This window comes from Pseudomonas sp. CFBP 8770, from assembly GCF_014841705.1.
Classification (GTDB): Bacteria; Pseudomonadota; Gammaproteobacteria; order Pseudomonadales; family Pseudomonadaceae; genus Aquipseudomonas.
The window spans coordinates 1-611 of the sequence record NZ_JACYUL010000020.1 but is presented as its reverse complement, the minus strand read 5'-3'; the positions used below and the strand labels follow the sequence as shown (position 1 = coordinate 611).

Below are 611 nucleotides of genomic sequence, written 5' to 3'. Positions count from 1 at the left end.
CTTCTGCTCCTGCTCAATGTACCTGCGGCGAAATGGCGCACCCTTGTAAAATGTACATCGCGTGTTAAAGAGCGCTAAATAGCCTCCCCTTTGCAGCGATTTCATTCATGAGTTCGTTGAGACGTATCCGACCCTGGATTGCCTGCCTGGCGATCTTGCTGAACATTCTGGCCATGCCGCTCAGCCGTGCGATGCAAGCGCCCGATGTAAATCTCATGCTGTGGGGCGGATTTTGTTCCGGGGGAAACTCGAGCGTCGTCTCAGCTGAGTTTCGCCAGGCGATCGAGGCGCTTCAGATACCTCAATCCGAACCCGAACACGCCATGCACCATGCGGACTGCTGTTGCGGCCATGCCGGGCTGGCAGCCCTGCCCTCGGATTACTACCGCCATTTCTTGCCGCAGTACACACCCGGCGTTGTCCTTGAAGATCCTGAACTGCCAACGCTGCACCCAAGAATCCGCTGGCCCAGCCTGAGTCCACGCGCCTCCCCTTTTGCCTGATCACGACACCGCCCACTGCGTGCGGTGTTGCTCGCTTTAAATTCTTTCAGCGATCTGCAACGGTTGCTGAACGCCCTTGAAGTTTCTTGATGATCAGGAAGTGCGTGC

1 protein-coding gene is annotated in these 611 nt (G+C 56.8%); it reads left to right on the top strand.

Annotation, left to right across the window (positions count from 1 at the left end):
- The first annotated feature begins 107 nt into the window (after nucleotides 1-107).
- Entirely contained in the window at nucleotides 108-503 is a 396-nt protein-coding gene (locus tag IFT98_RS20935) for a DUF2946 domain-containing protein (protein ID WP_122797568.1), read from the top strand.
- Nucleotides 504-611: the final 108 nt, after the last annotated feature.